Origin of the sequence: Priestia megaterium (assembly GCF_009497655.1) — a bacterium.
Classification (GTDB): domain Bacteria; phylum Bacillota; class Bacilli; order Bacillales; family Bacillaceae_H; genus Priestia; species Priestia zanthoxyli.
On record NZ_CP023317.1, the window covers coordinates 4,808,791 to 4,833,178 of the forward strand.

Genomic DNA, 24,388 nt, shown 5'->3' on the forward strand with positions numbered 1-24,388 from the left:
TTTTAGAAATCTCCTTCTTCATTTGGAACTAAAAACACAAAAATCATATATAAAATGACCGGAGTACCTACTGTAAAAAATAAACTGATGATAAACAATACGCGGAGTAGTGAAGCATCTATTCCGATATACTGAGAAATACCGCCGATAACACCCGCAAGCTTGCGATTTGTTCGCGAACGATACAACTTTCGCACGTTAATCATCTCCTTTGTTTTTTTACTAAAACAAGCATTTTCTATTTTATAACAATTGAGCCCGTTTTGGATTCAGCTAACAATTTATAGCCTTTCGGCGAAGCGACATTTGCTTTGAAACGAAGTTGTTTCATCACCGTTTCTTTTTTCTCATCTACTATTTCCATCTCAGGAAGTGTACACGTAAAATTCCCAAAGTTAGATTTCAAATCTCCATCAACGGAGAGGTGGGACGGCGTATAGAGCGTAATGCTTCCTGTAGTCGTTTTGAAAAATGCTTTTTCAATGCGCTCTCCTTTTAAATACGTATCAATATCCCCGTTAAATGTCTGAACATCAATCTTTTTTGTATCTCCATCAAATTTAACCGTTCCATTGATTGTTTCAAGCTCACATTTCGAAGCGAGTATTCGAGAAAGTTCCATATGCCCGTTTGATGTCTCCATTTCAAGAGAATGGCTATTCACATCGTAAAAGCGGATGGTGCCATTAGCTGTTTTGGCTTTTAGGTCTCGTACGCTTAGTCTTTCCCCATCGATTGAACCATTAAACATACGGAGCTTGACGCGTTCATATTCCATTTCTGGAATATAAATAATCGCTTTCACCTTCATTTGCTTTTGCTGAATTGCAAAGCGCAGTTTGCCATTTTCGATGGAAAATGCGGTATGCTGCAAGAAAGTGCGGCGCGCTTCATCCGAATTCTCTACTTTGTAGATAGCAGCTTCACACTCTATTCGTACTTCTGTACTTCCCCAAGGTCGGAGTTGAACGCTTCCATTTGCTAAATCTACGTCAATCTCTTGAATATATGCTTCTGATTGCTGAAAGATGTGCTGAACGTCAATCGAAGGACCAAAGTTAAAATCTAAATCTCCTTCTTTTACTTTTTTTACCGTTTGATCTACAAATGTAAATAATTTTTCCTTTAAAGAGCTTTGAGATGACTTAGAAGCGTACGTTTTTTTCTGTTTTCCTCCTACATAAGGGGATAGCTCAGCTTTATCAGGCGTAGCATAGTAAGAGTCATTAGCTGAGTCTTTTTCCAGTGAATTCAGCAGGGTTAAAGCCTCATCTACGCTAAGTTTCCCTTCTTCTACCATCTGTAAAATTTGTTTGCGCTTTTCACTCATACCTTCCATCTCCTCTTTACGTTTTAGTCATTTAACTTTTATCTGCTTAATATTTGTATCCCTTTTACAATATTCCATACAAACACAACAACATTAACTAAAGAAACAACAACTAAAGCTACAATTAAAAGAATAAATACCGTTCCACTAGAGCCAGTAAGAGCAGGAAGCAAGAAAAATAAGAACAAGATCGCTGTAGCGATAGGTAATAAATGTGACAAAAATGCAGTTTTTGCATGTTTCTTTACTTCTATGTTATGAACAACAAAATAAATAATAATAGGTAATAAAAATGGTGCAAAGAAAACGCTAAAATAATTTAAGGAAGATAGTATGCGATTTCCTTCCATAATAATCAGCTCCTTATATCATGTATTACGTTTTAATGAGTTAAAAAGTTTCATTCTTTATAAAAAAGACACCAATGCTGGTGTCTTTTAACGAGTTAATGCCTCTGCTTTTTCAACTTTTTTCTCCATACGCTTACGGTCACGTTCTAAAATTGGCTTCAAATAATGGCCCGTATAGGATTCTTTTACTTTCGCCACTTCTTCTGGCGTACCCGTAGCCACAATTTGTCCGCCTTTATCTCCACCTTCAGGCCCTAAATCAAGTAGATAATCAGCTGCTTTGATCACGTCTAAATTATGTTCGATCACTAGAACTGTATCTCCATTTTCAACTAAACGCTGAAGCACTTTTAATAAACGTGCGATATCATCGACATGAAGACCGGTAGTCGGTTCGTCTAAAATGTACAGCGTTCTTCCTGTTGAGCGACGGTGAAGCTCTGAAGCTAACTTTACACGCTGGGCCTCTCCACCCGATAAAGTAGTGGCCGGCTGTCCAAGCGTGATATAGCCAAGTCCTACATCGTAAATGGTCTGCAGCTTCCGCTTAATCTTTGGAATGTTTTCAAAGAAGTGAAGCGCGTCTTCAACTGTCATATCCAACACATCTGAAATGTTTTGATCTTTGTATTTTACTTCTAAAGTTTCCCGGTTATATCGTTTGCCGTGGCAGACTTCGCAAGGAACGTATACATCTGGCAGGAAATGCATTTCGATTTTAATAATACCGTCTCCTCGACAAGCTTCACATCGGCCGCCTTTCACGTTAAAGCTAAAGCGGCCTTTTTTATATCCGCGCACTTTTGCTTCGTTTGTTTGGGCAAATACATCTCGAATGTCATCAAATACACCTGTATAGGTTGCAGGGTTTGAACGAGGCGTACGGCCTATGGGAGACTGATCAATATCAATGACTTTATCTAAATGTTCAATGCCTTTGATTTCTTTATGTTCTCCTGCTTTGCTTTTTGCTTTATGCAGCTTTTGCGCCAATGATTTGTGAAGGATATCATTTACAAGCGTACTCTTACCTGATCCAGATACACCTGTAACAGCTGTGAATACACCTAACGGAAGCTTTGCTTTTACATTTTTTAAATTGTTTTCTTTTGCTCCTATAATTTCAATCATCCGATCTTTATCTATCGAACGTCTTTCGGCTGGAAGTGGAATAAACTTCTCTCCTGATAGATATTGACCCGTTAAGGAATTTTCATCATCCATCACTTCCTGAGGCGTGCCTTGAGAAACAACGGCACCCCCGTGTACGCCGGCTCCTGGTCCGATATCAATTAAATAATCAGCTGCCATCATCGTATCTTCATCATGCTCTACAACAATCAACGTATTTCCAATATCGCGCATGTCTTGCATTGTGCGAATTAAGCGATCGTTGTCACGTTGATGAAGACCGATAGAAGGTTCATCTAAAATATAAAGAACCCCCGTCAAACGAGAACCGATTTGAGTAGCCAAGCGAATGCGCTGCGCTTCCCCTCCTGAAAGAGTTCCAGCAGAGCGGTTCAATGTTAAGTAATCAAGTCCCACGTTAATGAGAAAGCTTAGACGCTCACGAATTTCACGCAGTATCATATCCGCAATCTTCATGTCTTTTTCAGATAAACTGAGACTTTCAAAAAAGTCATATGCTTCTTTTACTGAAAAGCGTGTTGTATCTCCTATATGCTTTTCGTCAATAAGCACCGCTAAGCTTTCGCGTTTTAAACGATTTCCTTTACATTTTGGACAAGCTTGCTGAGCCATGTATTTTTCCATTTGCTCACGGATATAATCAGAACTTGTTTCATGATAACGGCGTTCTACGTTCCGAAGCACACCTTCAAATTCGATATGATTTTCTCTTACTTGGCCAAAATCATTTTCATAGCGAAAATAAATTTTTTCTTTACCGCTGCCATATAATACTTTATCAAATAAATGTTCCGGGATATCTCGAACCGGCACATCCATGTCGATGCCGTAATGTGTACATACGGCTTCAAGCAGCTGCGGATAGTATTGAGAACTTGTTGGCTCCCAAGGTGCAATTGCGTGCTGATGAAGTGTTAAGTCATAGTTAGGAATCACTAAATCTTTATCCACTTCCAATTTCGTTCCTAAACCGTCACACGTTGGACACGCCCCGTACGGACTATTAAATGAAAACATGCGGGGCTCAAGTTCTCCAATGGAGAAGCCACATTTTGGACAAGCATGATGCTCGCTAAAAAGTAATTCTTCCTCACCTATTACATCAATAATTACTTTCCCATCTCCAAGGCGAAGAGCTGATTCCAAAGAGTCCGACAAACGAGCGGCTACACCTTCTTTGACAACAACGCGATCAATCACTACTTCAATGGAGTGCTTTTTGTTTTTTTCCAGTTCAATTTCTTCTGTTATTTCACGCATTTCTCCGTCTACTCGAATGCGAACGTACCCTTCCTTTTTAATATCTTCTAATACTTTTACATGGGTGCCTTTTCGGCCAGATACCACAGGGGCCAGTACTTGAAGTTTTGTACGTTCAGGGTACTCTAAAATTCTATCTACCATTTGCTCAATCGTTTGAGACGTAATTTCAATTCCATGATTAGGACAAATCGGCTTTCCTACACGAGCAAACAAAAGGCGCAAATAGTCATAGATTTCGGTCACAGTTCCGACGGTTGAACGAGGGTTTCGGCTCGTTGTTTTTTGATCGATTGAAATAGCAGGCGACAATCCTTCGATCGAATCTACATCTGGCTTATCCATTTGACCTAAAAACTGTCTTGCATACGCCGAAAGTGACTCGACATAACGTCTTTGTCCTTCAGCATAGATTGTATCGAAAGCTAAAGAAGATTTACCAGAACCTGACAACCCTGTTAATACCACTAATTTGTCTCGCGGGATTTCAATATCGATATTTTTCAAATTGTGGGCTCGTGCACCTTTTACCACGATTTTTTCCATCGCCATGTTTTATCACCCTTCCGCTTTTAATTCTAGAATCAAGTCACGAAGCTCAGCTGCGCGTTCAAAGTTAAGCGCTTTGGCTGCTTCTTTCATTTCTTGTTCCATTTCTTCTACGAGCTTTGCTTTTTCTTTTTTATTGAGTTTATCAAATGCCGGTGCTTCTTCATACGTTTCTGTATCTTCTGCTACTACTGTTGCACGAATTGAGCCTCGAACTTCTTTTTGAATCGTTGTCGGTGTGATACCATGCTCTTCGTTGTAAGCTTCTTGAATACTTCTACGACGCTTGGTCTCATTGATAGCAATGTCCATGGAGTTTGTGATGCGATCTGCATACATAATGACATGTCCATTAGCATTTCGCGCAGCACGTCCGATGGTTTGAATAAGCGATCGTTCTGAACGCAAGAATCCTTCTTTGTCCGCATCTAATATGGTTACTAACGAAACTTCTGGAATATCTAAACCTTCACGGAGTAAGTTAATCCCTATGAGCACATCATATTTTCCAAGCCGCAGCTCTCGGATAATTTCAATACGCTCGAGCGTCTTCACCTCAGAGTGAAGATATTGAACTTTAATGCCAATTTCTTTTAAGTAGTTCGTTAAATCCTCAGACATTTTCTTTGTTAACGTCGTGACGAGCACTCGTTCATTTCGCTTAATCCGGTCGTGAATTTCTCCAATTAAATCATCAATCTGCCCTTCAATTGGTCGAACTTCAATATTTGGATCTAATAATCCCGTTGGACGGATAATTTGTTCAATCACCTCAGGCGCCTTCTCAAGTTCGTAAGGACCTGGTGTTGCTGAAACATGGACGATTTGTTTAATATGCTGTTCAAATTCATCAAATTTAAGCGGACGGTTATCTAATGCAGACGGCAAGCGGAAACCATGGTCCACCAACACTTGTTTACGCGCTTGGTCTCCATTATACATTCCTCTAACTTGAGGAATGGTAACGTGGGATTCATCCACCACAAGAAGGAAATCTTCCGGGAAGAAATCCAGCAGTGTATAAGGTGTAGAACCAGCCGGACGAAGCGTTAAATGACGAGAATAATTCTCGATTCCTGAACAAAATCCCATTTCTCTCATCATTTCTAGATCGTAGCGAGTGCGCTGCTCCAAGCGCTGCGCTTCTAAAAGCTTTCCTGCTTCTTTTAACTTCTCTAGCTGTTCTTCTAGTTCTTTTTCAATGTTTTGAATGGCCACACGCATTTTTTCTTCCCTCGTGACGAAGTGAGATGCCGGGAAGATAGCCACGTGTTCACGATCTCCAATAATTTCTCCTGTTAAGGCGTCGACTTCGCGAATGCGGTCAATTTCATCCCCGAAAAATTCCACGCGAATACAGTGTTCATCTCGAGACACAGGAAAAATCTCAACAACATCACCGCGAACGCGGAACGTTCCGCGCTTGAAGTCAATATCGTTTCTTTCGTACTGTACATCCACTAGCGTACGAAGCAGCTGATTGCGTTCTTTTTCCATTCCTACTCGAAGAGATACGACCATTTCTTTGTATTCTTCCGGAGACCCTAATCCATAAATACAGGATACGCTGGCAATAATAATGACATCTTTTCGTTCAAAAAGAGCAGAAGTTGCCGAGTGACGAAGTTTATCAATCTCGTCATTAATGCTTGCATCTTTTTCAATAAATGTATCTGTTTGAGGTACATAAGCTTCAGGCTGATAGTAATCATAGTAACTGACAAAGTATTCGACTGCATTATTAGGAAAAAACTCTTTAAACTCACTGTACAATTGACCAGCAAGCGTTTTGTTATGAGCCATTATTAATGTCGGCTTATTTATTTCCTTAATAACATTAGACATAGTGAAGGTTTTTCCCGTTCCTGTAGCACCTAATAATACTTGATGCTGCTTACCTTCTTTAATTCCTTTCACAATCTTTTCAATTGCCTTTGGCTGATCACCTTGCGGTTGATATGGGGATACTAATTCAAACTGATCTTTCAAATGAAGGCCTCCGTTTCTATTTTCTTGTTTTATCTATTTTTATTACGATATGTAAAAACCGAAAACACGAACTGATATTCGTATTTTATCACTTTATACTCATAAATGAAACTAATGAGTATTAATCTTATATAGTGTTTGTTTGTTTTGATTTTTTACCCTGTTACTTTATTACCCACTAAATTCTTATACTACCCTTTTCGAGGGGAATACAACTCTTTAGATGAAAGCAATAAAAGAAAGTAAGCTGCCTAATTGTTTGAAAAAGATAGGCTTTTGCGCCAATTTCTAAATTATGATACAGTATAAAAAATATGTACTGAGAGGGGTTTAGTATGGCAAGCGTTGATCAAGTTCTTATAAATAACTCCTTTATAACAGTTGAAGAATCAACTTCTTTAGCTAAAGTGAAATCTGAACTTTCCAACTATGATTTCGTTGTAGTCACAGCAAGTACCTTTTATGTAATACAAAAAGATGAACGATACCTTTTAACAGGTCATGACGAGGCATCGTCCATTAAAAAAGTAATAGCGGACACAAATTGGCCTTCATCTTCTACTTCTACGTTAGCCAATTTACAAGCCAACACAAACTGGAATAGACCAGTCCTCATTCAAGCAGAAAACCAAGAAACCACAATAGGACTTGTAACACCTTCACAGTGGATTACACATTTGCATAGCCAAAATGAGATATTAGCTTCCTATTTTGATACATTGGCAGAAACCATTAATGATGCAGTGACAGCGGTCGATCATGAAGGAAATGTAATCTTGTGGAATACTGCTGCGGAACATACGTATAAGATTCAGAGAGATGATATTATTGGTAGAAAAATCGGAGAGCATTTTAAAGATGAATCCATCATTCTACATACGATTCTAAATGAAGGGCGTCCTGTGCGCGGAACGTATCATCGTCCTAATGAACAAACTCACGTGCTCATCAATGCATCTCCTATTATAAGAAACAACCGAGTCATAGGTGGAGTCGCAACCGAACATGACATTACCAATATTGTAAGACTAAATGAAGAAATTGATGTATCTCTTCTCATTCCGAAAGATAATCCATTTTCTTCTTTTGCGGGTATCAGTCCTGAAATTAAGCAAGCCGTTGACATTGCCAAAAAAGTGGCATCTACAGATATGCCTATTTTATTAACAGGAGAACCTGGTTCTGGGAAAGAAATGCTGGCTCAGGCCATCCACTACGGGGGATCCAAACATAAAGAACCTTTTTTATCTTTAAATTGCGCCACTATTCCATCTGGACTTCTGGAAATTGAACTCTTTGGTCATCAAAAAGACGTCTTTTCAGAAGATCCAACGACCATTGCAGGAAAACTGGAGCAGGCTCATAACGGGACGTTATTTATTGAAGAAATTGATAAAATGCCTCTTGAAATTCAAGTTAAGTTTCTCCGTTACTTGGAAGAACGAGCCTTTTATCACGTTGGAGGCACGGAAGAAATTCAAGTCCAAACCCGAATTGTAGCCTCTACTACGACGCCTTTGGAAGAGTTGCTAAAAGCCGGTGAATTCCATGAAAATCTTTACTATTTGCTGACCGTCATTAATATTATCATTCCGCCGCTTCGAGACCATAAAGAAGACATTGAAGCATTAACGCAGCAATTTGTACAGGAATTTAGTAAAAAGTATAAAAAGAAGGCTCCTTTCATCAGCTCTGAAGTTCTCGAAGCCTTTATGCAATACGATTGGCCAGGAAATATTCGCGAGCTGAGAAATACGATTGAACGAATGATTTTTCTTAGTGATCAGTCGTTGATTACCCTTACGCACCTTCCTGACAATCTGAAGGATGCCAGTTCTTTCACAGAAGTTCAAAAAGAAGAAGAGTCTCTCCAAGAAGCTAGGCTAATAGAAGAGACTCTTCAAAAAACCTATGGAAACAAAAGTGCAGCAGCAGATCTGCTTGGCATTTCGCGCGGCACCCTTTATAACAAAATCAAAGAATACGGATTAAACTAATTAAAAAATTCGACACGAAGCTCAGGATACTTGTGTCGAATTTTTTATGTTTCTTGGACTGAACTTATTTGGAGAAATTTTTTAATACGAACCATACGTTGGCGGGGCGTTCGGCTAGGCGTCTCATGAAATACCCAAACCAATCAATTCCGTAAGGAACATAAACCCTGACTTTATATCCTTCTTTGACCAGACGATCCTGTAGCTCTACGCAAATTCCATAAAGCATTTGGAACTCAAACTGATCATTTGAAATGCCGTTTTCCCTTACTAATCGTTTTGTATACTGAATCATTTCCTCATCATGACTTGCTACAGCTGTATAGTGTTCATTTAATAAATGCATTTTAATGATTTTTTTATAGTTTTCATCTACGTCTTTCTTTTCCGGAAACGATACTTCTGGCGATTCTTTGTAAGCTCCTTTTACCAGACGTAAATTGGCTTGATATTGATGTAAGTCATTCATATCTTGTTCTGTACGATAAAGATACGCTTGAATCACAATTCCAATATTATCAAATTCTTTGCGTAATTCTTTATACATATCAAGGGAGATTTGGCAGTGCAAGTAGTCTTCCATATCAATTCGAACAAAAATATCATTCACTCTGGCTGTGTGTAGAATTCTGCGCATATTTTCCATACAAAGCTCTTTGCTAATATCCAATCCTAAAGAAGTCATCTTTAATGATAAATTTGATTGAACGCCCGATGCTGCAATGGCTTCTAGTGTCTGAATGCACATGGCCGTAGATAACCTAGCTTCCTCTTCTGTAAAAACAAATTCGCCTAAATGATCGAGTGTCACAACTTTCCCACCATTGTTAAGCTCCTTGGATGTTTGAATTGCTGATTCAATTGAGTCTCCAGCAACAAAACGAGCTGCCCCCATCCGCAATCCATACTTTTTAGCTAATTTATTCATTGAATGATTTTTGCCAAGCGACTGAAACATCGTTCTCATTAACACTTCCATCGATACTAAACCTCCTTCTATTTTTAAAAATCAAAATAAATATAATTTTCAGATTAATTTCTTTGTTTTTCTATACCCCAACTACATATTTGTACACACATTTAAAATAATTTACACAAAATTGTTTAAGTTATTTTATTTACAAACATATTTGTATAATTAATTTAATTATACTCATTTATCGATGGAACCGTAACAACAGTGTTATGAGTTCTAACTCGTTTTTCGACATAAAAAAGCTCTCCACATTTCGTAGAGAGCTTTTGCGTACGTTTTGATAATAGGACGATTCACTTATCATCAAAGCAACAATCTTTATTTTCCAGCTGCTAGCATGCCTTTTGCATATATAAAACCAATGGCTGCTGAAAGTAAATCTATTAAAATAATAAGCGGATAATCTGCGTACCCTTTATATACAGAAACAGCTATCAACAAAAGCGTCAGCGCTGTGGCAACATATAGGTTATATGTTACTCTAGCAAACAGAACAAGCAATATGGCGGGTAGAAAAACTGCGGCAATCGTTTGTTTTGACTTCCACAAACATTTCTCCTTTTTATCCGTCTTTTAACCAGCTTGTGAATTACGTTTTGTATAATTGTGTACAAACAAAATACCTAGTTCATGATGTTCGTTGTCATACAATGCTCGCTGAGTAAAGCGAACTTCTCCATTTTCGTCAATAACTTCTAGCTTACAAAAAGCACGGTTATTCACTTGTAATGCTTCATAAAATTTATGGACTTCAGATATAGCGATTCCATTTACTTTAATAATCACTTCTCCTACTTTCAAACCCATTTTCTCTGCCGGAGAATGAGGGATGATTCCTAACACAACCAAACCTTGTGTACGCTTAGTAAATAGTGCGGGCGCTTTTTCATCGCTTCGACGCTGCTGCAAACGAATCCACTCTCTTCCTATGATCGCTAGAATAACAACAGCGACAGCGGCAGGAGGATAAAAAATAGCAGCAATTGTAATAATCGTTAATCCCACGCCTAATGCTAATACACGCTTACCGGTAAATTCAATAGATTTAAACGGAACCATACTTTGAATTCGCTGATAAAAACCGATAGCAAAAGGAACAAAAAACAGGCTAAATGATGTTCCGTCAATAGATAACACAGGCCACCATGGAAACACAGACGTAATGGCGCTGCCTGGAATTAAGACAAAAAGCGGAACAACCCATAATTTTTGAGAATAATGAGCCCCAATTTCCTGCCCTCTTTTACTTTTCACAATGGCTGGAGACGTACCTTTTGCTCCAAACTTCCAAATTAAATATCCTTCTGCTAATACAAGCAGCGACATTAAAATAGTAAGAGAAGGTAAATCTGCGTTATGAGCTTGCACAGACCACGTTTGAATAAATCCTTCACCGAAACCAGCTGCAGGAATAAGCAAGGTCGCAAGCACAGCCAGTCCTACCGTATAAGAAGGAGAAAGCCATTTAAACGTCCACGGGCCGCTTATGATAAAAGTTAAAACAGCTACAAGTACAATCGTTCCTATAGATACATAGACACCTAGCAACACGGTAACAACGGATAAAATCAAACCAATAATGATACCTGGAAAAAATAAATATTTTGCTTCTAAAATAAAATCAAACACGCGAACATGAAAATTCTGACGCTCTCTCTTGACGCGAGAAAGACCTACAAAAAACGAGACGAGCAGAAATAAATAAGTTAACGGGTGCAAAAATAAACGCCCGATACCTTTTAAAAGCTCTAATGCAAAATCCATTTTTTCACCACCTGTATTTTTCACATTTTTATTACAACATTTACGATTGATTGTTATGTATCATAGGCTTCTTTATTTTATCAAAATGCATCACTAACCGACAATGTTGTTTTTACTAAAAAAAGTTCCGTGCTTTGGAAAAGCACGGAACTTTTTCTGCTTCTTATTGACTAGCTAGCTTTAAAGCCGTTTGAAGCTGACGATCTTCATCTTTGGATTTAATTTTTTCTAATAGTTTTGTTTGTAAAAGCGCTGCTGTATCTTCATCAATTTCACCTGTAGCTTTTTGCTTATTGGCTTTTTGGAATGCAGTTACAGCTGTTTCTGTCTCTTTACTAAAATATCCGTCTGTACGTCCAGGTTCAAAGCCAAGGCCTTTTAGCATCACTTGAGCATTCTTCACTTGGTCACCTGTCATATCACGTGTTAATGGCTTTTTATCAACTTGAATTGGATTTGCATAATAGTAATCCGGCTGCTTGACTTCTACCGTTGGTTTTATACCTTTTTCGTTAATCCAGTTTCCATCAGGCGTTAGCCATTTATAGAACGTTAATTTTAAATTACTGCCGTCTTCCATTGGAACAGCTTGTTGAACCGTTCCTTTTCCATAGGATTTTTCACCGACTAGCTTGTATCCGCCTGCTTCTTTTAATGCCCCGGCAAGAATTTCAGAAGCAGATGCACTTCCTCCATCAATCAAGGCCACAATTGGATAATCCTTTTGCTTTTTCATTGAAGAAACCACTTTTTGACGTTCACCGTTACGATCTTCAATTTGAATGTATGGCTTTTTATTCGTTACTAATTTATCGAGCATTTTTTCAACACTCGTTAAATAGCCACCAGGATTTCCACGAACATCTAGAACTAAACCATCAATATGTTTATTTTCAAGTTTTTTCAACTGTTTCGTAAATTCGTCTCCCGTTGATTCAGAGAATGACGTAATTTCCATGTAACCAATTTTTTTATTGTTTACATTTTTAACAGAAGAATAGACGGTTTCAATTGGAATCTCATCTCTTACAACTTTTACTTTCATCGTTTCTTTCACGCCTGGTCTTTGAACATCTAATGTCACGGTAGAGCCTTTTTTACCTCGAATTTTTAATACCGCTTCATTCAATTCAAGACCCGCGATACTTTTACCATCGATCTTTAAAATCTGATCATTTGGTTTTAATCCTGCTTTTTCCGCAGGAGATTGTTTAAACGGAGCTACGATTGTTACTTTTCCATCTACCATGCTTACTTCAGCACCAATCCCCTCAAACGATGAATCAAGAGACTGCGTGAATTGCTGTGCCGTTTTCTTATCCATGTAAGATGAGTGAGGGTCTCCTAAGGTTTGTACCATTCCTTGGATTGCGCCATCTAATAATTTTTTGTCATCTACATCTTTGTAATATTTTGAAGATATCAGTTCGTAAGCCTGCTTGATTTTGTCTAGCTCTTCCTTTTCCACTTTACTATCATTTGAAGAAGTTGTAAGGGGGGTACTGACCGTTCCAGCATTTGCATACTGAATGCCAAAATATGTACCTGCTGCTCCAACAACTAAGGAGAGTGCCATTAATAGTGCAACGATTTTCCGATTCAAGTTCTTTCATCCTCCTCAACCTTAAGCCATCTCTTCTTATTATAATAGATACAACCAAAACTATGTAATAAAAAGGATGCATGTGTTATTTGTAGCAAAAGGCACCACACAAATCAAGTGCGATGCCTTTTTGTTAAACTATATGTTGAGCTTGTACCACGTATGCTAGGAACTTAAAATTTAATATAACGTTCAGGGTTTACAGCAGAGCTTTTGCCTTTCCAATCGCCCTTATGCAATTCAAAATGCAGGTGAGCACCAAACGAACGTCCTGTGTTCCCTATATAACCTAATTGTTGACCTTTATTGATAGATTGACCACTTGAGACGCTGTAGCTCTCTAAGTGAGCATAAACTGTAACCCACGTCTGACCTTCGACATTGTGACGAATAAATACGGCATTACCAAAAGAAGAAGAATGATATGCTCTAATTACTTTTCCGCTTGCTGCGGCTACAACTGGCACACTTTCTCCTCGCTTTCCAATATCAATACCGTAATGTCCTCTTCCAAACGTTTCTCGATATCCAAAATGAGATGTTACCGGGCCCTTTGCCGGCCTCATAAACGACCCGCTTGTAACAGGTGGTGCCTCCTCTGTTGCCCCGGCTTTTTCAATTTCTTGCTGTTGAGCTTGTGCTGCATTTTTTTGATCGGCTAAAATAGAAGCTTGCTCTTCTAATCCAACCGCTTCTTCATTAAATTCTTTTTCCTGATCTTTGAGCGTTTGCATGAGGTGATTCTTTTCATCCACTTGTTTTTGCAGCTGCGCACGAAGATTTTTAAGTTCTTCAAGCGCTTGATTTACTTCCGTTAGCTTGTTTTGAACTTTTGTTTCTTTCTCTTCTTTTGCCTTTTTATCAGCTTCATGCTGCATTAACAAATCGCGGTCAGCCCCTACAATTGTCGAAACCGCACTCACTCTGCTAATAAAGTCTCCGAAGCTTTCAGAGCCTAGCAGTACATCTATGTAATCCACAGACCCGCCGTTTTCTTGTAAAGCACGAGCACGCTTTTTTAATAGCTCATTTCGTTTTTCAATTCTTTTTTTTACAACGTCAATTTCATTTTTCAGCTTTTCGATGTCTTGCTTTGCTTTTTCTACTTCAGCTTCACGGCTGCGGATGTCTGCATTTGTCTGTCCGACTTCTGAATCCAAACGCGCAATCTCAGCTTCTTCGTTTTTTTGCTGTTCTTGAACTTCTTTTAATTTCTCTTTATTTTGATTAATATTTTGGTTCACATCGTTACTTTTTTTCTCTAAATCACTGAGTTTAGTAGTGCTGGCACTTTCTGCATAAGCAACTTTTTCATTACCTATCCAAGCTGTACCTAGTCCAACTAAGACTGCTGCTGTCATTACTAATGTCTTACGTGTCATTTGTTTCTCCCCATTTGCACATATTTCCCCGTATAAACGGGCATTAGCAAGACCCCCATTAGCACTTTTTTCTATTTTTATCTGTAATTACACAACAACCTCACATCTGATAAACATCAAATGTGAGGTTGTTATAATCTATTATGTTAAAAATCTATCTTTATTTTCGTAAGAATTTACGGATGGATAATGTACTTCCCCACATCCCAATTAGACCGCCGATTACTAGTAATAATAGCGATACTTGAAGCACGAATGGAAAGGCAGGTAAAAGTTCAAAGAATCCATCGAACTTAGGCTGAACTTCATTATATAAAACGCTGTACACACCGATAATAACAGCAATTGGCACAATAGAACCAAGCACTCCTAAAAACAGACCTTCAATAAAGAACGGCCAGCGAATAAAGGAGTTTGTGGCTCCAACTAAGCGCATAATTTCAATCTCTTCACGGCGAGCTACAATCGTAATTTTAATTGTATTTGAAATGAGGAACATCGCTGTAAATAGAAGCCCTAAAATCAGTACTACTCCGATATTACGAGCTACTTTCAGCACTTTAAATAACTTTTCAACTTGATCTTGTCCGTATTGAACTTTTGCTGCATACGGATATTTCTCAATTTGTTTAGCTACTTTTGCGACATCAGTCGGCTCTTTTGTTTTAACAACAAACACATCATTTAATGGGTTTTGCTGCTCAAACGGTTCAAAAGCTTGTCCTTCATCACCCATACTATTAATTAAATCTTTTAACTCTTTATCTTTAGAAGAAAACGTCACCGTATCAACTTGCTTAATTGCATCTAGCTTTTCTTTCATTGCTTTTCGATCATCCGCTGTCGCTGCAGCATCAACGTGAACGCGAATTTCCACATCATTTTCAATCAATTTAGCAATGTGGTTTAAATTCATCATCAACATAAAAAATACGCCTACAAGCAAGAGCGTCACGGTAACCGCGCTTGCAGATGCGAATGTCATCCAGCCGTTTCTTCCTAAACTTTTAGATCCTTCACGTAAGTGGCGACCGAATGTCCTAGCCTTCATATCCGTATTCACCTCTTACTTCATCACGCACAACATTTCCATTTTCAATCGCAATTACGCGCTTTCGAATTGTATTTACAATTTCACGGTTATGCGTTGCCATTAAAATAGTCGTACCGCGTTTATTAATCTCCTCAAAAATATCCATGATTTCCCATGAAGTCTCCGGATCAAGGTTCCCTGTCGGTTCGTCGGCGATGACAACCTTAGGACTATTCACAATTGAACGCGCAATAGACACACGCTGCTGCTCTCCTCCAGATAATTCATCAGGGAAAGAATCCATTTTACCCTTTAACTTAACAAGCTCTAGCACCTCTAGCACTCGCTTTTTAATTTCTTCGGGACTTTGCTCAATTACTTCTAGTGCAAAAGCAATGTTTTCATAGACCGTTAATTTTGGAAGCAGCTTGAAATCTTGAAAGACTACACCAATATGACGTCTAAAGATAGGAACTCTGCTATCTTTTATTTTTGCTACATTTGCACCGTTTACAATGATATTTCCTGAAGAAGGCTTTTCTTCACGATACATCATTTTAATAAAAGTGGATTTTCCTGCTCCACTTGGTCCTACGATATAAGCAAACTCACCTTGATTAATCTTGATGCTAATGCCATTGATTGCTTTTACACCGTTCGGATACGTTTTATATACATTTTGCATTTCAATCATAAGTAATCACCTAATCAAGTGTGTTATTTTAATACTATGTAAAACTTGTCAAAATACGACAAAACTCTACAATTCAAACCAAAAATTCGACTCTTCTCACGCGCTTTCTCATTATAACATCACTCTTCGTGAAAATAAGCCCCAAAAATATTACATTTTTATTTCAAATATGACATAAGTAGGATATTTTTAGCAGGGTATGAGAATTTATCCTTATTTTTAATTCTGTTGTTTTTTGCTGTTCATTTTTTTACGAATATCGTTAGACAAAGCACATTCATGTCTACTTTTTTACAAACGAGGTATGATAAATAAGAAAAACGATGAGGAGAGATAACATGATCACTATTTATGGAAGTTCACGGGAAAACGGAAATACGGAAGAATTGGCTAAAGCAGTCTTAAAAGATATCAATACTGAAGAAGTTTACTTACGTAGGCATACCATTAACCCCATTACTGATATGCGTCACGATGAACATGGATTTACCAATCAACAAGATGATTATTATGATATAGCGAAAAAGATGGCAGCGCACGATACTATTTTATTTGTTACGCCTCTTTACTGGTACGGTATGAGCGGATTGATGAAGAACTTTGTGGATCGTTGGTCTGAAAGCCTTAGAGATTCGACAATCAACTTTAAAGAACAAATGAAAAGTAAGCGCGTCTATGTATTAGTAGTCGGGGGCACAGGAGCATCTGTAAAGGCCCTTCCTCTTATTATGCAATTTCAATACATTGTCGATTTTATTGGTTCTTCCTTTAGCGGATACATCATTGGAGAAGCCAATGCACCTGGAGACATAACAAAAGATGTCAAAGCTCAACAGCAAGCTATTGTCTTAAATGAACAATTAAAGCAGCTTTAACACAAAAATAAGACGGATAACCGTCTTATTTTTTCTTTGCCAGCCAAGCCGCAACTTTTTTGGCATCTTCTTCATTAATCAGTCCTTTTGGCATACCGCCTTGACCATTGTTAATAATGTTTTCAATTTCAGCTTCTGAGTGCTTGCTGCCTACATGCTGCAAGCTTGGCCCATTTGCTCCTCCTAAATCTACACCGTGACAGCCTGTACAGTTTTTCTTCACAATATCTTCTGCACTCGCTGAAGATTCACCGGCAGATTCATTTTTGGAACTGCCTCCGCCGCACGCGGACAAAACAAGCGCTAGGCCAATTGTTAACGTTAATAATACTTTTTTCAAGCCTTCTCCCCCTTGCTGTAGAGTTTTCACTCTATTATAACCTACTCAAGAATGTTTAAAACACTCTGTTTACAAGGACTTTGTTTCAATTTCATGAATTCTCTCATCGTATTTATGTATGAGGTCAAGCAATTGATTCGTTTCCTAAACGTTTTTTGTATACTACGCGTGAAATTGTCACACTGAGCTCATATAAGAGCAGAAGCGGGACAATGACTAAAATATCGGAAATAAAATCAGGAGGAGTAATAAGCACAGATATCACAATTAAAGCAAAATAAGATAACTTCCTTGCTTTAGCTAACCTCACTGGATTTAGAACCCCTAAACGCGTTAAAAATAAGACAACTAAAGGCATTTCAAATAAAAAACCAAATGGTAAACACAGATTAAGCATAAAACGGAAATAATGCTCCGCCGTAAACATGAGTGAAAACTGATCATTCGACAAACCTGTTAAAAATGCTAAAACCATTGGAAATAAAACAAAATAACCAAACCCCAAGCCACTTACAAATAAGAGAAAAAAGAATGGAATGAAGGTAATCATAATCTTATACTCTTCCTTTTTTAATCCCGGTGAAACAAACCGAAATACTTGATAAGCAGCTACTGGAAGTGTAAAAGCAAGCGCAAAAACAAATGCAAGCACCATATAAATCCATACAATTTCACTTGGTCCAAGTACAGCAAGCTTGCCGTCCAAATCTTTCACTAGCCACTGATAAATATCTTGTACAAATACAAAACTGACAATAAGTAAAACTACAAATGCACAAAGTGTTTTAATAATACGAACACGCAATTCTTCAAGGTGCTCCATCAAGCTCATTTCTCCCATTGTCTATTTCTCCTTTCTGACAAGTAGAAATAGACGAGTTTCCTCGTCTATTTCCTTACTTACAGTGTCGATTCATTCCTTTTTTGTTCAGAAACGGTTGCTGCCTGCTTTTCTTTAACACTTTCATCATCTGATACGAGCCCTTTTGCTGCTCCTTTAAATTCAGTTAATGTTCGCCCAAACGCCCGTCCAACTTCCGGCAGCTTAGACGGCCCAAAAATAATTAACGCAATGACCAAAATAATAACTAAACCAGGAATTCCAATATTAGAAAGCATACTTGACCTCCTTTCCCTTACTCAATTTACTGCTGTACTTTTTCTTTCTTTTTCAACTCTTGTTTTTCATGTGCTTTCCCGTGTGCCCGCATACGATCTTCCTCTACTTCCTTAGAAATCTTTAGCCCACGCGGCACGTTATTTACTTCAACTTCTGTCATACCTTTTCCATCTTTTTTATATTGAAAGGAAGCTCGAGTTGAAATTTCCGCACCAGGTTCTGTTACAAAAGGCACAACGCGATAATCAGCTTGCCATATATCAGGAGTGACCGTACACCTTACATATCCTCTGTAATCATTAAAGAATGTGAGATGTGGATTTTGACTTAAAATTTTATCCGTATCAGCTCGTTTATCTGCTCCGTTCCCTCCGGAAGTGATGGAGGTGCCGACGAACTCTGCACCAATAATTCTTGAATTAAGATTGGCAAAATCCGTGTGTAAATTAGAAGCCCAGTTAGCGTGCACATCTCCAGTTAGTACAATGACGTTGTCCAACTTTTTCTTTTCAATAAAATCAATAACACGCTGACGATTCGCCGTATACCCATCCCATGCATCCATGCTGTATGTAGGCTTAGCCGCCGTTCCAAATTTTCTGGGAGCAAAGAAAATTTGTTGAGCCAGTACGTTCCAATGACACGCTGATTTTTCAAGATTAGTAAAAAGCCATTTTTCTTGTTCAATCCCTAATAGCGTACGTTTAGGATCAAGAGATTCTGGCGTTTGCGGCTTTGTTCCGTCTCCGTTTGCTTGATCGTCTCTGTATTGACGCGTATCCAACACTTGAAAGGAAGCTAGTTTCCCATATGAAAAGTCACGATACAATCTCATATCCGTTCCGTGAGGCAAGGATGTTTGACGCAAAGGCATATGTTCGTAATAAGCTTGATAAGCTGCCGCGCGGCGTTGAATAAATGCTTCTACTGATTGTCCTTTTTCAGGAATTACATTTGCATAATTGTTTTCTACTTCATGATCATCCCACGTCACAATCCACGGAAAAGCAGCATGAGCAGACTTCAAATTGGCATCTGACCTGTACTGAGCATGCCTGTTTCGATAGTCTTGAAGCGTTTGAATTTCTGCGCTGCTGTGAGTACGAACATTTCCGCTTGCAGCCACATACTCGTTTGGTCCATATTCATAGATGTAATCGCCCAAATGAACCACAAAATCCAATTGTTCTTTAACCATATGTTCATAGGCTGTAAAGTAACCATGTTCATACTGTTGACACGAAGCGAATGCAAACGTCATGCTGGCTACTTCTGCATTTGCTGAAGGAAGTGTTTTTGTTTTTCCAACCGGGCTTAACTCATGACCGCTTTTAAATCGATAATAATAAATACGGTTTGGCTTTAATCCTTTTACATCAACGTGAACAGAGTGAGCAAGTTCAGGTCTAGCTATTTCTGTTCCTCGTTTGACAATTCGATGAAAATCTTCATCTTCGGCAAGCTCCCATTTTACTGGAACGGGTTGATTAGGCATTCCCCCGCCATTCAATGGGTCTGGTGCTAATCTTGTCCAAAGAACAATACTATCTGCTAAAGGATCTCCCGATGCGACGCCTAAAGTGAACGGATAACTTGAAAATTTAGGCGCTGCCGCTGAAACTTCTACTGCATTTAAACCGATAGACTGAGCAATTGTTAAGCCAAGTGATACTCCTGCTACTTTTCCAGCTCCTTGTAAAAAACGCCTTCTATCAAACCCTTTACTCGAAGAAAAACTGTTCTGTTTTACTTGCTCTATTAATTCGTGTAACGATTTATTTGCCACTGCACATGCCCCTTCCTCTTGATTTAACTCAAATTATAAAAGCTGTTTGTAAAAGAGGTATAAAGGATTGTAAAGAAGCATTTACCATAAAATAGGTATTTTAAACCATTTTATTTCATTGACAAAATAAGCGAACGGACGACAGCAACCTTTAAATTTCTGCATTTTCTTAATTTTCTATCTACAAATAGTTCTTTACGCTCGTTTTTCTTCATTCAAATTTTACAAAGTCCTAACAACTAAAAAAAGGCAGCATACCGAGGTATACTGCCTTTTGATTAAATATGAGAACGTAAATACGCATCAATAAACGGATCTAGATCTCCATCCATTACACTTTGCGTGTTTCCGACTTCCGTATTTGTGCGGTGATCTTTTACTAACGAATACGGATGGAATACGTAAGAACGAATTTGACTTCCCCATCCAATATCTTTTTGTTCTCCGCGGATTTCAGCTAGCTGTTCTTGCTGCTTCTCAATTTCTAACTGATACAACTTAGATTTTAACATCTTCATTGCTTGCTCACGGTTTTTAATTTGTGAACGTTCCGTCTGACAAGATACGACTACATTAGTTGGGAGGTGAGTAATACGAACAGCTGAATCTGTTGTATTGATATGCTGACCTCCGGCACCGCTTGCACGGTACGTATCAACCTTCAAATCTTCCGTACGAATATCAATTGAAATTTCATCGTTAAATTCCGGCATTATGTCGCACGATACGAATGACGTATGACGACGGCCTGATGAATCAAACGGAGAAATACGAACGAGACGATGAACGCCTTTTTCAGCTTTTAAATACCCGTACGCATTATGGCCTTTAATTAAAAGCGTTACACTTTTAATACCAGCTTCATCCCCAGGTAAGTAATCAAGTGTTTCTACTTTGAAACCTTTTTTCTCCGCCCAGCGCGTATACATACGTAGTAACATTGAACCCCAATCCTGTGATTCTGTTCCACCAGCACCTGGGTGCAATTCTAAAATGGCGTTATTTTTATCATACGGCTCGCTTAAAAGCAGCTGTAATTCAAAGTCGTTCATGCCTGAAATAAGCTCTTTTAGTTCACTAACTAGTTCTTCTGCTAAATCTTCATCGTATTCTTCTTTTACAAGTTCATGAGATATCTGTAAATTTTCGTATGTTTCATCTAAGTGGTTAAATTGATTTACTGCATCTTTTAAACCATTGGCTTCATTAATAACAGTCTGAGCTGCCTGCTGGTCATTCCAAAAATTTGGATCAGCCATAGTCTCATCTAATTCATCGATACGAGCTTGTTTTGTATCGAGGTCAAAGAGACCCCCTAAAGTCCGCTAATCGCTTAGCTGTTTTGTCAAGTTCTTGCTTAATTTCTACTAAATCCATGAGTTAAACACCTCTATTTTATTTTTGACGCACAGGAAGGAAATGAGAAGACTCATTTCCTTCCTGTACTAGTTCATTCTATACTAATTGACTCTTATTTTATGATTCTTTACCGCAGCAGTTTTTATACTTTTTGCCACTTCCACAGATACAAGGATCATTTCGGCCAACTTCTATCGCATTTACTTTTGGCTTCTTCTTAGCCGGCGCGTCTCCTTCTTTTGGATGAACAGCCGCCTGACCTTGCGCTACTTCTTGACGCTCAAGGTTGTTGTTAATTTCTGCTTTCATGATATACTTCGTCACTTCTTCTTCAATGGTTGCAATCATATTTTCAAACATCGCAAAACCTTCCATTTGGTATTCGCGAAGAGGATCTGTTTGGCCGTACGCACGAAGGTGGATACCTTGGCGAAGCTGATCCATCGTATCGATATGATCCATCCATTTAGAATCAACTGCTCTAAGAACAACTACTTTTTCGAATTCACGCATTTGTTCTTCAGGGAGCTGCTCTTCTTTTTCATTATAACGAGCTTTTGCATGATCTACCAGCAGTTCTACCATTTCTTCAGGCTCTTTACGGCGAAGATCTTCTTCTGTGACTTCACCTTCCTCAAGAACATTAGCATTTACGTAATCAATAATCGCTTGTAAATTCCATTCTTCTTCTAATTCTTCACGCGGTGTATTTACCTCAACCACACGCTGTAGCGTTGATTCAATCATACGTTCTACAATCGCACGTAAGTTGTCTGAATCAAGCACTTCAAAGCGCTGTTTGTAAATAACTTCACGCTGCTGACGAAGAACATCATCATATTGAAGCAATTGTTTACGCGCATCAAAGTTATTACCTTCAACGCGTTTTTGAGCGGATTCAACAGCTCTTGTTACAATTTTACTTTGAATTGGCTGTGAATCATCCATACCAAGACGATCCATCATCGCCATCATATTATCAGAACCAAATCGGCGCATTAATTCATCTTCCATGGATAGATAGAATTGAGACACCCCTGGGTCCCCTTGACGTCCAGCACGTCCGCGGAGCTGATTATCAATACGGCGTGATTCATGACGCTCTGTACCAATTACAGCAAGACCTCCAGCTTCAACGACACCTTCACCTAGTTTAATATCCGTACCACGACCGGCCATATTCGTTGCGATTGTTACCGCACCTTTGTGACCCGCATTCTCGATAATATCCGCTTCACGCTCATGCTGTTTTGCATTTAAAACGTGATGGCGAATGCCTTTTTTCTTTAATAATGCTGATAAAACTTCAGATGTTTCAATCGCAACTGTACCAACAAGAACAGGCTGTCCTTTTGCGTGGCGCTCGGCAATATCTTCCACTACCGCATTAAACTTGCCTTCCATTGACTTGTAAATTAAATCCGCTTTATCATCACGTGAAATTGGCTTGTTTGTCGGAATAACGACAACGTGCATGTTGTAGATATTACGGAATTCTTCTTCTTCCGTTTTAGCTGTACCCGTCATACCTGATAATTTTTCATACATACGGAAGTAGTTTTGGAATGTAATTGTAGCTAACGTCATGCTTTCATTTTGAATCTCAACGTTCTCTTTAGCTTCGATAGCTTGATGCAAGCCGTCACTAAAACGTCTTCCTTTCATCAAACGACCAGTAAATTGGTCAACGATTACGACTTGATCTTCATCAATTACATAATCCACATCGTTTTGCATCGTTACATGTGCTTTAAGCGCTTGGTTGATGTGATGGTTTAGCGCTACGTGTGAAATATCAAATAAGTTTTCAATGCCAAATGCGCGCTCGGCTTTTGACATACCTTCTTCGGTTAGCTGAACGCTTTTTGTTTTGATATCAAAAGTAAAATCGGTTTCTTTATCAAGCGTGCGAACGAATGCATTAGCTTGAATATAAAGCGCAGTCGATTTCTGTGCGCTGCCGGATATAATAAGCGGCGTACGTGCTTCATCAATTAAGATAGAGTCAACTTCATCGATTACAGCAAAATGAAGCGGACGTTGAACCATTTGTTCTTTATAAAGCACCATGTTATCACGTAAATAGTCAAATCCTAGTTCATTATTTGTACTATACGTAATATCCGCTGCATATGCTTCTTGTTTTTCTTCACGCGTTAAATGGTTTAAGTTTAACCCTACTTTCAAGCCTAGGAATTCATATAAACGACCCATTTCACTAGCATCACGGCTCGCTAAGTATTCATTGACTGTTACTACATGTACACCTTTGCCTGTAATGGCGTTTAAGTATACAGGCATAGTAGCTGTCAACGTTTTACCTTCACCCGTTTTCATTTCCGAGATATTCCCTTCATGCAGAGAAATACCCCCCATTAGCTGAACTTTGTACGGATACATGCCTAACACACGTTTCGCTGCTTCACGTACAACCGCAAAAGCTTCATCTAATAGGTTATCGAGCGATTCACCATTTTGGTAGCGTTGTTGAAATTCAGCTGTTTTTTCACGAAGCTGATCGTCCGTTAAAGACGCTATTTCAGGACCTAACGCATCAATTTGGTCCGCCATTTTTTCTAAACGGCCGATTTGGCGCTGATTGCCGTCAAACACTTTTTTAAATAATCCAAGCATATTAAAACGCTCCTCTATTTATAATCAGTACATTTTATACTATTTTCATTCATATCTGTATCTTTCATTATAAAACATTCTGAGTAAAATTGTAACATTGCAGCTAAACAAGTAGCAACTTGTACCCTTTTTCGTCTGTCTCTTTACTAGTACTACTCTATTAAGGAGTTATTTTCTATTGTGATTTTCCCTGCC

20 protein-coding genes are annotated in these 24,388 nt (G+C 38.6%); 2 read left to right on the forward strand and 18 right to left on the reverse strand.

The features are described from left to right. Positions 1 to 2: 2 nt before the first annotated feature. From CEQ83_RS24720 to uvrB, 5 genes are all read right to left on the reverse strand, one after another. Positions 3 to 197 carry a PspC domain-containing protein gene (locus CEQ83_RS24720; protein WP_013059728.1) on the reverse strand — a complete coding sequence of 65 codons (195 nt, stop codon included), beginning with the start codon at positions 195 to 197 and terminating at the stop codon, positions 3 to 5. Positions 198 to 238: 41 nt separating this feature from the next. Next, the gene (locus tag CEQ83_RS24725) at positions 239 to 1,330 is read right to left on the reverse strand and encodes a DUF4097 family beta strand repeat-containing protein (protein ID WP_028412039.1); all 1,092 of its coding nucleotides are present in this window, start codon (positions 1,328 to 1,330) and stop codon (positions 239 to 241) included. 38 nt (positions 1,331 to 1,368) lie between these two features. Continuing rightward, positions 1,369 to 1,680: a hypothetical protein gene (locus CEQ83_RS24730; protein WP_013059730.1), complete on the reverse strand. Its 312-nt coding sequence runs from the start codon at positions 1,678 to 1,680 to the stop codon at positions 1,369 to 1,371. 87 nt (positions 1,681 to 1,767) lie between these two features. Continuing rightward, positions 1,768 to 4,644 (reverse strand): excinuclease ABC subunit UvrA, encoded by a 2,877-nt coding sequence (gene uvrA, locus CEQ83_RS24735; protein WP_028412038.1) that lies wholly within the window; start codon positions 4,642 to 4,644, stop codon positions 1,768 to 1,770. Between the two features lie 6 nt (positions 4,645 to 4,650). After that, on the reverse strand, positions 4,651 to 6,630 hold the full coding sequence (gene uvrB / locus CEQ83_RS24740; protein ID WP_033580416.1) for an excinuclease ABC subunit UvrB: 1,980 nt from the start codon (positions 6,628 to 6,630) through the stop codon (positions 4,651 to 4,653). A gap of 335 nt (positions 6,631 to 6,965) precedes the next feature. Here uvrB and CEQ83_RS24745 point away from each other — a divergent pair, with 335 nt between their 5' ends. Next, the gene (locus CEQ83_RS24745; RefSeq protein ID WP_155017540.1) at positions 6,966 to 8,627 is read left to right on the forward strand and encodes a sigma-54 interaction domain-containing protein; all 1,662 of its coding nucleotides are present in this window, start codon (positions 6,966 to 6,968) and stop codon (positions 8,625 to 8,627) included. A 64-nt stretch (positions 8,628 to 8,691) separates the two neighbouring features. Here CEQ83_RS24745 and CEQ83_RS24750 read toward each other — a convergent pair whose 3' ends face one another. From CEQ83_RS24750 to ftsE, 7 genes are all read right to left on the reverse strand, one after another. Further along, the gene (locus CEQ83_RS24750; protein WP_155017541.1) at positions 8,692 to 9,606 is read right to left on the reverse strand and encodes a proline dehydrogenase family protein; all 915 of its coding nucleotides are present in this window, start codon (positions 9,604 to 9,606) and stop codon (positions 8,692 to 8,694) included. Positions 9,607 to 9,921: 315 nt separating this feature from the next. Further along, positions 9,922 to 10,152, reverse strand: a complete 231-nt coding sequence (locus CEQ83_RS24755) for a DUF2198 family protein (protein ID WP_155017542.1) — start codon at positions 10,150 to 10,152, stop codon at positions 9,922 to 9,924. Positions 10,153 to 10,176: 24 nt separating this feature from the next. Beyond that, complete coding sequence (locus tag CEQ83_RS24760; protein ID WP_028412033.1) at positions 10,177 to 11,367, reverse strand: PDZ domain-containing protein; 1,191 nt, start codon at positions 11,365 to 11,367, stop codon at positions 10,177 to 10,179. A gap of 163 nt (positions 11,368 to 11,530) precedes the next feature. Beyond that, on the reverse strand, positions 11,531 to 12,970 hold the full coding sequence (locus CEQ83_RS24765; protein ID WP_028412032.1) for a S41 family peptidase: 1,440 nt from the start codon (positions 12,968 to 12,970) through the stop codon (positions 11,531 to 11,533). Between the two features lie 173 nt (positions 12,971 to 13,143). Then, on the reverse strand, positions 13,144 to 14,352 hold the full coding sequence (locus tag CEQ83_RS24770; RefSeq protein ID WP_033580413.1) for a murein hydrolase activator EnvC family protein: 1,209 nt from the start codon (positions 14,350 to 14,352) through the stop codon (positions 13,144 to 13,146). Positions 14,353 to 14,512: 160 nt separating this feature from the next. Continuing rightward, the gene (ftsX, locus tag CEQ83_RS24775) at positions 14,513 to 15,403 is read right to left on the reverse strand and encodes a permease-like cell division protein FtsX (protein ID WP_014457813.1); all 891 of its coding nucleotides are present in this window, start codon (positions 15,401 to 15,403) and stop codon (positions 14,513 to 14,515) included. Further along, positions 15,393 to 16,079 (reverse strand): cell division ATP-binding protein FtsE, encoded by a 687-nt coding sequence (ftsE, locus tag CEQ83_RS24780; protein WP_013085414.1) that lies wholly within the window; start codon positions 16,077 to 16,079, stop codon positions 15,393 to 15,395. Before ftsE ends, ftsX begins: the two co-directional genes overlap by 11 nt. Positions 16,080 to 16,417: 338 nt before the next feature. Here ftsE and CEQ83_RS24785 point away from each other — a divergent pair, with 338 nt between their 5' ends. Further along, a complete protein-coding gene (locus tag CEQ83_RS24785) occupies positions 16,418 to 16,954 on the forward strand; it encodes a flavodoxin family protein (RefSeq protein WP_155017543.1) in 537 nt (178 codons plus the stop codon). A 25-nt stretch (positions 16,955 to 16,979) separates the two neighbouring features. On the opposite strand, the gene cccB is transcribed toward CEQ83_RS24785, so the two are convergent. From cccB to secA, 6 genes are all read right to left on the reverse strand, one after another. Continuing rightward, entirely contained in the window at positions 16,980 to 17,294 is a 315-nt protein-coding gene (gene cccB, locus CEQ83_RS24790; RefSeq protein ID WP_013059743.1) for a cytochrome c551, read from the reverse strand. A 124-nt stretch (positions 17,295 to 17,418) separates the two neighbouring features. Continuing rightward, positions 17,419 to 18,135, reverse strand: coding sequence for a twin-arginine translocase subunit TatC (tatC, locus tag CEQ83_RS24795; protein ID WP_155017544.1), 717 nt, complete (start codon positions 18,133 to 18,135; stop codon positions 17,419 to 17,421). Between the two features lie 59 nt (positions 18,136 to 18,194). Then, positions 18,195 to 18,413 carry a twin-arginine translocase TatA/TatE family subunit gene (locus tag CEQ83_RS24800; protein WP_028412028.1) on the reverse strand — a complete coding sequence of 73 codons (219 nt, stop codon included), beginning with the start codon at positions 18,411 to 18,413 and terminating at the stop codon, positions 18,195 to 18,197. 26 nt (positions 18,414 to 18,439) lie between these two features. Further along, positions 18,440 to 20,173: an alkaline phosphatase D family protein gene (locus tag CEQ83_RS24805; protein ID WP_372454542.1), complete on the reverse strand. Its 1,734-nt coding sequence runs from the start codon at positions 20,171 to 20,173 to the stop codon at positions 18,440 to 18,442. A gap of 305 nt (positions 20,174 to 20,478) precedes the next feature. After that, positions 20,479 to 21,577, reverse strand: a protein-coding gene (gene prfB / locus CEQ83_RS24810) for a peptide chain release factor 2 (protein WP_114896991.1) whose coding sequence is annotated in 2 segments (ribosomal slippage) — positions 20,479 to 21,513 and positions 21,515 to 21,577 — 1,098 coding nt in all. Because the reading frame shifts where the segments join, the coding sequence is not laid out codon by codon here. Between the two features lie 99 nt (positions 21,578 to 21,676). Continuing rightward, positions 21,677 to 24,193: a preprotein translocase subunit SecA gene (secA, locus tag CEQ83_RS24815; protein WP_013059748.1), complete on the reverse strand. Its 2,517-nt coding sequence runs from the start codon at positions 24,191 to 24,193 to the stop codon at positions 21,677 to 21,679. Positions 24,194 to 24,388 lie beyond the last annotated feature (195 nt).

Bases quoted from the DNA above. Each gene is read 5' to 3' on its own strand.
- CEQ83_RS24785 (WP_155017543.1), top strand. From the start codon at position 16,418: ATGATCACTATTTATGGAAGTTCACGGGAAAACGGAAATACGGAAGAA.
- CEQ83_RS24770 (WP_033580413.1), bottom strand. From the start codon at position 14,352: ATGACACGTAAGACATTAGTAATGACAGCAGCAGTCTTAGTTGGACTA.
- CEQ83_RS24725 (WP_028412039.1), bottom strand. From the start codon at position 1,330: ATGAGTGAAAAGCGCAAACAAATTTTACAGATGGTAGAAGAAGGGAAA.
- CEQ83_RS24730 (WP_013059730.1), bottom strand. From the start codon at position 1,680: ATGGAAGGAAATCGCATACTATCTTCCTTAAATTATTTTAGCGTTTTC.
- CEQ83_RS24745 (WP_155017540.1), top strand. From the start codon at position 6,966: ATGGCAAGCGTTGATCAAGTTCTTATAAATAACTCCTTTATAACAGTT.
- CEQ83_RS24800 (WP_028412028.1), bottom strand. From the start codon at position 18,413: ATGCTTTCTAATATTGGAATTCCTGGTTTAGTTATTATTTTGGTCATT.
- ftsX (WP_014457813.1), bottom strand. From the start codon at position 15,403: ATGAAGGCTAGGACATTCGGTCGCCACTTACGTGAAGGATCTAAAAGT.
- CEQ83_RS24760 (WP_028412033.1), bottom strand. From the start codon at position 11,367: ATGGATTTTGCATTAGAGCTTTTAAAAGGTATCGGGCGTTTATTTTTG.
- tatC (WP_155017544.1), bottom strand. From the start codon at position 18,135: ATGGGAGAAATGAGCTTGATGGAGCACCTTGAAGAATTGCGTGTTCGT.
- CEQ83_RS24750 (WP_155017541.1), bottom strand. From the start codon at position 9,606: ATGGAAGTGTTAATGAGAACGATGTTTCAGTCGCTTGGCAAAAATCAT.
- secA (WP_013059748.1), bottom strand. From the start codon at position 24,193: ATGCTTGGATTATTTAAAAAAGTGTTTGACGGCAATCAGCGCCAAATC.
- uvrA (WP_028412038.1), bottom strand. From the start codon at position 4,644: ATGGCGATGGAAAAAATCGTGGTAAAAGGTGCACGAGCCCACAATTTG.
- ftsE (WP_013085414.1), bottom strand. From the start codon at position 16,079: ATGATTGAAATGCAAAATGTATATAAAACGTATCCGAACGGTGTAAAA.